A 9,344-nucleotide genomic window follows, 5' to 3' on the forward strand; every position below is an offset into this window, starting at 1 on the left:
CAGTTGATCAAGGTAATACGGAGGGAGCAGCAGGAGCTGCCGAAAATAAATGCTGGTATGCCTGGGCGCGCGCTTGAATGAGCGCTGCCGAGGGGGCGCTAAACAGGTCGCCTACCACCGCGAGCCATTGCGCACCGGCCTGGAGTACAGTAGGGGCGCGCTCCAGCGTTATCCCCCCTATTGCAACCAGTGGTAAGCCAAGGGGCTGGGCCTGTTGCAGAATGCTCAGGGGGGCCGGGCTGGCAAGTGGCTTGGTCGAGGAGGGGAAAAAAGCGCCAAAGGCGAGATAGTCTGCCCCATCCGCCAGGGCTTGCTGCGCCAGCTCGAGACTGGCATGACAGGTAATGCCAATAATGGCTTGCTGGCCGAGCAGGCTGCGTGCTTCTGTCAGCTTGGTGTCCTGTTGCCCAAGATGGACGCCATCGGCACCGATTCGTTGGCAGAGGGAGACATCATCATTGATCAGTAGCTGACAGTGATAGTCACGGCATAAGCTAAGCAAGGCTTGCGCCTGTTTAAGACGAAGCGTGGCATTGGCGGATTTATCCCGATACTGCAGTAGACGCATACCGCCCCGCAAAGCGGCCTCGACGGCTTCGAGCAGACGTGTATCGGGTAGGAGCGTGCTGTCGGTAATGCCATAGAGGCCACCTTGGGATAAGCCTTTACTCATAACAAGTTCTGTTGCTGGTTCATGTAGTTGCGCAAGTCATCATAGGTCAGAGTGCCGACAATACTGCCGCTCCAGCCGCGAACGTACAAGGCTTCACTGCCACTTTGATTGAGGCGATCCAGCGCCTCCTTGAGGGTGGCTTGAATAGCAATCGGCTGTAGATCTTTCCGCTGTGCGGGAATGGCGAGCAGGCTAATCTCCTGGTGCTCTTGAGTGGGGGCGTGTTCGGCCAATAGGAAGCGGCGTAAGTCGCTGGTGGCGAGCAGGCTAACCGGTGTCCCCTCCCGCATAATGAGTAGCCAGGGAGCATTTAGCTCAATCAGCGCTTGGGCTTCTGCTGGGGTAACTTTATGGCTGCTGCGTGGGGTATTACGCTGCATCACTGCGGCGACGCCCTCTCGGCTGAGTGCCTGTGCAAGGGGCGACTGATTGGGAAGGTGGCCTTGTTCAGCCAGCAGTGACCAAAAAACCGACTTCTGTTTAAACACATAACTGCAGGTCAGGTTGGCGACGACAATGGCCAGCATGCCCGGGAAAATAATATTGGAGTTATGGGTTAATTCTAATAGCGCGGTTAGGGCAGCAAGGGGAGCCTGCAGTGCGGCACTCATCATTGCACCCATGCCGAGCATGGCGTAAAAGCCCATGTCGCCAATAGGTTGCGGGCTGATGAGACCTCCAAGGATACCAAGCGCGCCGCCAGCAGAGGCGCCAATTAATAAGATCGGGCCAATGCATCCCATGGGGATGCCAATGCCAAAGCACCAAGCGGTGCAGGCCAGTTTAACCAGCGTCAACAGCAGCAAAGTGGGCAGCAGCATCTGGCCTTGGAGGATGGAGCTGATGCTGTCATAGCCGATGCCCATGATTTCTGGTACCGCTACGGCACCCAGTGCCGCCATCAAACCGGCGGATAAGAAGCGTACACTCAGTGGCCAGTGTTGCAGGCGATGAGTGAGCAACACTAGCTTATTAAAGGCGGCAGCCAGGGTGCCAAGCACAAAACCAAGGAGCATGATGAAGGGAATTTCATAGAGTGAGCGGTATTGTAGCTCCGGCACAATAAAAGCAATTTCCCCACTGAAAACTGCATGGTTAATCAGCGCTGCTGTCACTGACGCAACCATGACGGGTAGAAAACCATTAATACTGTATTCCAGTAGCACAACCTCCATAGCGAACAGCACGCCGGCTAAGGGTGTGTTAAAGGAGGCAGAAATAGCCGCTGCAACGCCGCACCCAACCAGAATGCGAATGCTATTGTTGGGTGCTTGCAGACGTTGGCCAAGCAAACTGCTGACGGCAGCGCCTAGATGAATGGCTGGGCCCTCTCGGCCAGCAGGTAAGCCGCTGATAATCGCTAAAGCGCCACTAAAGAATTGCACTATCGCATTGCGGCCATGCAGATAACCCTGATGAAAATTCAGACGTTCTAGCACGTAGACTACCCCAACCCGGCGGCGTTCAGGGGCGACCAGATAGAGGCAGAGCAGAATTAAGCAGACCCCTAAGAGGGGGCCAATAAAGCGCAGGCTGGCGGGAAGCTGCTCAAAGTTCTCTGCATCCCCCAGCAGCCAGACCAGTGGCACTTCAATTGCGAGGCGGAACAATACCATCAGGCTACCGGCAGCGAGACCTGCTGCTAAGCCAAGTAGGGCAAGTTGGGGGAGGGCTTCAAGATGGGCCAGACGACCCCGAAAGTAATTCAGGCTAAATACGTCTTTTAGCATGGAAATGAGTCTCCGGCTTTCGCTTGAGAGACCTGGCCTTTATCATAGAGGCCTTGCCAAAGCAGATTAGTGCGTGTGAACACGCTAAGGGGAAGTCGGTGATTAAAGTAGGTATCGTGGGTGGCACAGGTTATACAGGCGTCGAACTGCTGCGTATTCTGGCCAAACATCCTCAGGTTTCCTTACAGGTCATCACTTCGCGATCCGAAGCGGGTATGCCCGTCGCGGACATGTACCCTAATTTGCGCGGACACGTTGATCTTGCGTTCTCAAATCCAGATGTCGCTAGCTTAACACAGTGTGACTTGGTTTTCTTTGCCACCCCTAATGGTGTGGCGATGCAGCAGGTGCCTGAACTGTTGGATGCCGGCGTGAAAGTGGTGGATCTGGCAGCTGACTTTCGTTTGCAAGATCCGGCGCAGTGGCAGCAATGGTATGGCATGGAGCATGCCTGTGAAGCAGTATTGGCTGAAGCGGTTTATGGCTTACCCGAAATGAATCGTGAAGCTATTGCGAAGGCGCGATTGGTGGCTAATCCGGGTTGTTATCCAACCGCCGTACAGTTGGGCTTTTTACCATTGCTGGAAGCGGGCTTGGTCGATAATCGTTATCTTGTGGCTGATTGTAAGTCGGGAGTGAGTGGTGCTGGGCGAGGTGCCAAAGTGGCATCCTTGCTTTGTGAAACCAGTGAGTCGTTTAGGGCCTATGGTGTGCCTGGCCATCGTCATCTGCCAGAAATCCGTCAAGGCTTGGCGAAGATGTCAGGTCGCCCGGTGGGGCTCACCTTTGTACCTCATTTGGTGCCGATGATTCGTGGTATTCATGCCACTCTGTATGCGCGCTTAAAGGATCCGACTGATCAGCTACAAAGCTTGTTTGAACAGCGCTATGCCAATGAGCCTTTTGTCGATGTATTACCTGCCGGCAGTCATCCGGAAACCCGCTCGGTGCGGGGAGCGAATGTTTGTCGAATTGCCGTTCATCGCCCGCAAAATGATGATACGGTCGTGGTGCTGTCGGTCATTGATAACCTGGTCAAGGGGGCAGCAGGGCAGGCAGTACAAAATATGAATATCATGTGCGGCTTCGCTGAAAACTTGGGTCTCGACTCTGTAGCATTAATGCCCTAAACCTTGTAAAAAGCAGGCAAGCCCTTATCTAGCTGGATATTCACATGGGCTTGCCTGTGTTATAGTGTAATACCTTAGTAATTTGCTTGGTTTTAGGAGTGGTAGCCAATGGCTGAGCATGATTTTGGCGTGCCCCTTAGTATTACCGATAGTGCGGTGCGCAAAGTAAGATCGTTGCTGGAAGAAGAAGAGAATCCCAACTTAAAACTGCGCGTATTTGTGACGGGTGGTGGTTGCTCCGGTTTTTCATATGGCTTTACCTTTGATGAAAAGGTGGCCGAAGATGATGCCGTGGTGGAGCGTGAAGGGGTAATGATGGTAGTGGACTCGCTGAGCTTCCAGTACTTAAGTGGCTCGGAAGTGGATTACAGTGAGGGGCTGCATGGCTCGCAATTTAAAATTACTAACCCTAATGCCACTACAACCTGTGGTTGCGGTTCATCTTTCAGTGTTTGAGTAACTCACCATGTGGCGCGCGCTCCTGTTATTGTTTTTAAGCCCTATGCTATCGGCAACAGAGGTTGCGGAGGCGCCGCCGCGCTACTTGGCAGAGTTAAGTCTGCGTAGTGCTGATGAAATTTCATCAATCCTGCAGCGGGCAGAGGCTTTGCTTGAGCAGCAGGGGAGTCCTTTTCCGGACTATCCTCCCATCACGATGGTTTTGCATGGTGAAGAGGTAGGCTTCTTTACCCGTAATAACTATCCACAGAATAAAGCGTTGGTCGACTTGGCCGCGCGTCTTGATGCTTTCAATGTAATTGACTTGCGCATCTGTGAAACTTGGATGCGTGATCACGGTATTGGGCGCGGAGATTTGCCTGCTTTTGTGGAAACGATTCCCTACGGTCCTGCCGAAGAAGAGCAGCTTAAAGCTCAAGGCTTAAGCCGTTTCTAGCTCATAGTTCAATCTGGCAAATAGAGCCCACCCAATACAGCGGGTCGCGTAGCTCCGGTGACGGCGGGGCAGTTGCCAGCCATGCGCTCCATGTATTGTTTGGCTAACCAGGCAAAAGCACAGCTCTCTACCCATTGGGCAGGGAGCCCTAAAGCGCTTGTTTCTTCGATGCGATACTCGGGCAATAGGCGGGTTAAGCGCCGTACTAAATCCTGATTAAATGCCCCTCCACCACAGAGGTAGATGTCGGCTTGGTCGCATAGCTGGCGAATAGGCTGCGCAATGCTTTGCGCGCTAAGCTCACATAACGTGGCCTGGATCACTCCTGCTGAAAGGTTTTTATCCTTTATATGTGCAGCTAGCCAGGTAGGATTAAAGAGCTCGCGCCCGGTGCTTTTAGGATAGGGGCGTTGAAAGTAAGGCTCGGCCATTAACTGTTGCAATAAATCGCTGTCAACCTCATGGACGGCGCTCCAGGCACCCGCTTTGTCATAAGCTTTGTGCAGATGCAGTTGGCACCAGTAATCCAGTAAGCAGTTGCCAGGACCGGTATCAAAGCCCAGTACCTGTTGTTGCTTGAGTAGAGTTAGGTTGGCAATGCCGCCGATATTGACAATAACTCGGTTCCGCTGTGGATGGGCAAATAGGTGCTGGTGAAATGCGGGAACCAAGGGGGCCCCTTGGCCGCCGAGAGCCATATCTTTGCGTCGGAAGTCAGCAACAACTGGAATGTTGGTGAGAGTGGCTAACGTATTAGGGTCGCCGATCTGTAAGCTAAAAGGTTGTGCTTGATCAGGGCGGTGGCGAATCGTTTGGCCATGGCAGCCAATGGCAATGATTTGTGCGGTAGGGGTTTGGCTTTGGCGTAAGAGCTCTATAACTGCATCGGCATAAAAGCGACCAAGCATAATATCTGCGTTACCCATGCGCTCAATTTCATCATTGCTGCTGCTACATAGTGCGAGCAGCTCTCGGCGTAAATCTTCTGGGTAAGGGAGGCTGTATTGGTGAAGAACTTGAGGAGAAGATGCGGAAAAATCCACCTGGATGGCGTCTACACCATCCAGGCTAGTGCCTGACATAAGGCCGATATACATTTTATTTCAGCGCAGCAACGACAGTAATTTTGCCATCCATTGCCGCCTGCAATTTCTGTGCTTTGGCAACAAAGCGCTTCTTCTCTTTGCCATCCAGGCCATCTGATTTGGGCAGTGCTACCTTAAGCGGGTTCTGATGTGCGCCGTTTTTGCGGAACTCATAGTGCAGGTGAGGACCAGTAGAGAGACCGGTGTTGCCCAAATAGCCTATTACTTGTCCACGCTTGACCTTGTCGCCAAGCGAGAGTCCTTTGGCAAAGCCTTTCATGTGAGCATAGAGTGTGCTGACTCCATTGCCATGCGCAATCACAACGGTATTGCCGTATGCCCCTTGACGCCCTACGTGAATGACTTTGCCGTAACCTGTTGCTTTTATAGGCGTGCCATAAGGGGCAACAAAGTCAGTTCCTTTATGAGGGCGAGTCACGCCCAGTTTGGGATGCTTGCGTGCCAGGCTGAAATGGGAACTGATGCGTGCGCCAGCAATCGGATAGCGATCAAAGGCTTTTTGCTTGCCCTCGCCATTCAAATCGTAATAACTCACTTCACCGGAGCTATTTTCGTGACGAATGGCATAGTAGGCCGTTCCCTTATTGGTATAACGCGCCGCTAGAATGTTGCCCTGGCCAATGCGTTTGCCTTTTAGGAATTGTTCTTCAAATACGATGGTAAAGGTGTCGCCTTTGCGCACATCGGAGCGGAAATCGACATCATTGTTAAATAGGCTGGCCATTTGTGCGACTAAGCGATAAGGCACGCCCGCGTCTTTGGCAGCGTTAAACAAAGAGTCTTTGACAGTGGCTTGAATGACTCGTGGTCGTACTTCTGGTGCGATTACTTCTTCACTTAGCTCATAGCCTTTGTTACTCCGGGCGATGAAGAGCGTATTAAGTTCACCGGCGCTGTACTTAAGCTTGCTGAGAGAGTCACCATCAATTTGGAACGCAAAAACATCACCGGGACGCATGCGACGGAAAGGACGTTCCTTCTTAAATGCGTTATCGATTTCAATAGCCTGCGCTACGGTCAGGCCTGCACGTTCAAATACGCTACTCAGGTTGTCGCCTGACTTGACGGTAATCTGCAGCCAGGCATCACCTTGCTGAGTTGTAGTGGTATTGGCTTTTGTAGCCTGCTGAGTAGCAGAGGTATGGTTGGCAGACTCTGCACTAGCGATGTTTGCAGTTTTGTCATCTTGTGCTGTCAGAGTATCGCTTTCTTGAATGTCGCCTGCTTGGGGGGCGCTTTCTTGAGTGTCAAGAGTGGCGATCTCTTCATCTGAAAATAAGGATTGCAGCTTAGCGTCAGATAGCGCTTCCTCTTCTTTGGCTAGTTCATCCTCGGAGCCTAATGTGGCGGTTTCAGCGTCGTCCGTAGTCTCTTCAGTGTCTACTTCTTCCGCATCAGATTGAGCCTGGGGAGCAATCATTTTTAGCGGAATAGGGAATTTTCCCGCCCCGGCATCAGTGCCCAGTGTGCTGTTCAGTTGGCGAATAGAGTCTGGTGCTTCGCCAGCCAAAGGTGGGGTGGGAGGTGTTAGCTCCAGGCGAAGACTAATGGAACTCTGCTCATTCTCGGGAGAGCGAGTTGCAGAAACATCTTGTTGAACGGGGAGAAAAATAAGAGCTATGACAAGCGCTGCGATGCAAACAATAGCAGCGAGATGAAGCCTGGGTAGCCTTCCCAAAATGTTTATAACCATGAACCCTGATACCGCGTTGTATATGTAATTGTAAGTGCTAAACCGACGCGATTATAACCGTGTATGGCGCCAAGAATCACTACTTTATGCGAAAGAACTTGATTTGCGGCGTGACTTTCTTTCTTGGTGTAGGGCTTAGGGGTAGAATGCCCCCTTCGCTCAGCAGAGGGCGTAGTGGTTAGACCGATCTTGGAGATGGAAACAGCATGAGCAGTGCACTGATTGAAGACTTAAAAGCGCGGGGCTTGATTGCCCAAATGACCTCGGAAGAGGAGCTGATGAAGCACCTTGCTGAAGGCTCAAGAACGCTTTATTGCGGCTTCGATCCGACTGCTGATAGTTTGCATTTGGGGCACTTGGTGCCGTTATTGATGTTGCGACGCTTTCAAATGGCTGGGCATACCCCTATTGCGTTGGTTGGTGGGGCGACTGGGCTGATTGGTGATCCTAGTTTTAAAGCTCAGGAACGTAAATTAAATACCTCTGATGTTGTAGCAATGTGGGCTGAGCGTCTCAAAGCGCAGCTATCACGGTTTATAGATTTTAATGAGTCAGCTAATGCTGCGCGTCTGGTAAATAATCTGGACTGGACGGCGGAAGTAGATGTGTTGACGTTTTTGCGTGATATCGGCAAACACTTCTCGGTCAATCAAATGATTGCGAAAGAGTCCGTTAAACAGCGCATTGAACGTGATGACTCAGGTATATCTTTTACTGAGTTCACCTACATGATCCTGCAATCTTATGATTTCCAGCAGTTGAATAAAATGTATGACTGTACTCTGCAGGTAGGGGGGAGTGATCAGTGGGGGAATATTACGGGTGGGATTGATCTTACTCGTCGAATGAATGCAAAGCAGGTGTTTGGGCTGACGGTGCCGCTGATTACCAAAGCAGATGGAACTAAGTTTGGTAAGACTGAGAGTGGTGCGGTGTGGTTGGATCCAAAGAAAACCTCACCTTATGCCTTCTACCAATTCTGGATCAATACCGCCGATGCTGACGTTTATCGCTTCTTGAAGTTCTTTACTTTCCTGAGTGTGGAAGAAATTAATGCTATAGAAGCAGCGGATGCGCAGGTGCAAGGGCGGCGTTCTGCACAGGGTGTTCTGGCGCGCGAAGTGACTCGTATGGTTCATGGCGACGAGGGATTGGCATCGGCTGAGCGCATTAGTCAGGCCATGTTTAGTGGTGAGTTGAGTGATCTGACTGAAGCTGATTTTGAACAGTTAGCTCAGGACGGAATGCCCTCTACTGAAGTTCATGGCGATAGCATTGCCCTGCTTGATGCTTTGGTTGAAACTGGTTTGGCCTTGACTCCCCGTGGAGAAGTGACGGTTGGTCAGGCGCGTAAGTTTGTTGAAGGTAACGCTGTTACGGTCAATGGTGAGAAAGAAAATAGCGTTGAGCGGGTGCTTTCTCCCTCTGAGGCGCTTTATGGGCGTTACTTTGTGCTCAAGCGTGGAAAGAAGAACATCCATCTTCTGCGTTGGGCGTAACATATTTTGCCTCCTTATATTGCTTGCTCTACTTGCTTTAAGTAATGAGATGAAAAGCCAGGTTTGTCCTGGCTTTTCTTTTGGTTGGTGAAATAAATCAGAAATAGGGGTTGACGCCTTTGCGGGGATCTCTATAATGCGCCTCCACCAACGGCGACGTTGGCTCCGGTTGAAAACTTAGCACTGATAACTCACTGATAAATAAACACTTTTTGATTCTTAAGAGTCTGAAGTGATCAGCGAAAGCAGTCAGGCTAAGAGAGTGATCCTGGTTTATCGAATCACTCAGCACTGCCAAAAACGGTGCTTGACAACAGGATCGAGGCTGGTAAGATGTGCGCCTCGTTTCGATGCTCTTTAAAAATTTGATCAGGTAATTCGTGTGGGCGTTTGTCCTGGTATCACCAAAGATATTCAGAGACAAATACCTCAATTCATTGAATTATTTCAGTAATTGATTATTGCGTCTTTGAGCCAAGCTTAGACACTTATTCCAGTGTCGAATGATTTAAACTGAAGAGTTTGATCATGGCTCAGATTGAACGCTGGCGGCAGGCCTAACACATGCAAGTCGGGCGGTAGCACAGAGAAGCTTGCTTCTTGGGTGACGAGCGGCGG

The 9,344-nt window shown here is 51.1% G+C and carries 8 protein-coding genes and 1 rRNA gene; 5 read left to right on the forward strand and 4 right to left on the reverse strand.

The window, feature by feature from the left end; all coding sequences use genetic code 11:
• Positions 1–7 precede the first annotated feature (7 nt).
• Both thiE and Q334_RS0104005 read right to left on the reverse strand, forming a co-directional pair.
• Positions 8–673: a thiamine phosphate synthase gene (thiE, locus tag Q334_RS0104000; protein WP_027312086.1), complete on the reverse strand. Its 666-nt coding sequence runs from the start codon at positions 671–673 to the stop codon at positions 8–10.
• Entirely contained in the window at positions 670–2,403 is a 1,734-nt protein-coding gene (locus Q334_RS0104005; protein ID WP_027312087.1) for a chloride channel protein, read from the reverse strand. Before Q334_RS0104005 ends, thiE begins: the two co-directional genes overlap by 4 nt.
• Positions 2,404–2,501: 98 nt before the next feature.
• On the opposite strand from Q334_RS0104005, the gene argC reads away from it, so the two are divergent.
• The 3 genes from argC (at position 2,502) to Q334_RS0104020 (ending at position 4,428) form a co-directional block, all read left to right on the forward strand.
• Entirely contained in the window at positions 2,502–3,533 is a 1,032-nt protein-coding gene (gene argC / locus Q334_RS0104010) for an N-acetyl-gamma-glutamyl-phosphate reductase (RefSeq protein WP_027312088.1), read from the forward strand.
• A 108-nt stretch (positions 3,534–3,641) separates the two neighbouring features.
• Entirely contained in the window at positions 3,642–3,989 is a 348-nt protein-coding gene (gene erpA / locus Q334_RS0104015; RefSeq protein WP_027312089.1) for an iron-sulfur cluster insertion protein ErpA, read from the forward strand.
• A 10-nt stretch (positions 3,990–3,999) separates the two neighbouring features.
• Complete coding sequence (locus Q334_RS0104020; RefSeq protein WP_027312090.1) at positions 4,000–4,428, forward strand: DsrE family protein; 429 nt, start codon at positions 4,000–4,002, stop codon at positions 4,426–4,428.
• Positions 4,429–4,436: 8 nt separating this feature from the next.
• Here Q334_RS0104020 and Q334_RS0104025 read toward each other — a convergent pair whose 3' ends face one another.
• Positions 4,437–5,525, reverse strand: a complete 1,089-nt coding sequence (locus tag Q334_RS0104025; protein ID WP_027312091.1) for an anhydro-N-acetylmuramic acid kinase — start codon at positions 5,523–5,525, stop codon at positions 4,437–4,439.
• A gap of 1 nt (position 5,526) precedes the next feature.
• Positions 5,527–7,227, reverse strand: coding sequence for a peptidoglycan DD-metalloendopeptidase family protein (locus tag Q334_RS0104030; RefSeq protein ID WP_081414322.1), 1,701 nt, complete (start codon positions 7,225–7,227; stop codon positions 5,527–5,529).
• Positions 7,228–7,433: 206 nt separating this feature from the next.
• Here Q334_RS0104030 and tyrS point away from each other — a divergent pair, with 206 nt between their 5' ends.
• Both tyrS and Q334_RS0104040 read left to right on the forward strand, forming a co-directional pair.
• A complete protein-coding gene (gene tyrS / locus Q334_RS0104035) occupies positions 7,434–8,726 on the forward strand; it encodes a tyrosine--tRNA ligase (protein ID WP_027312093.1) in 1,293 nt (430 codons plus the stop codon).
• A gap of 510 nt (positions 8,727–9,236) precedes the next feature.
• Positions 9,237–9,344: ribosomal RNA gene (locus tag Q334_RS0104040) — 16S ribosomal RNA — on the forward strand; the annotation flags it as partial.

Origin of the sequence: Balneatrix alpica DSM 16621 (assembly GCF_000619885.1) — a bacterium.
Lineage (GTDB): Bacteria > Pseudomonadota > Gammaproteobacteria > Pseudomonadales > Balneatricaceae > Balneatrix > Balneatrix alpica.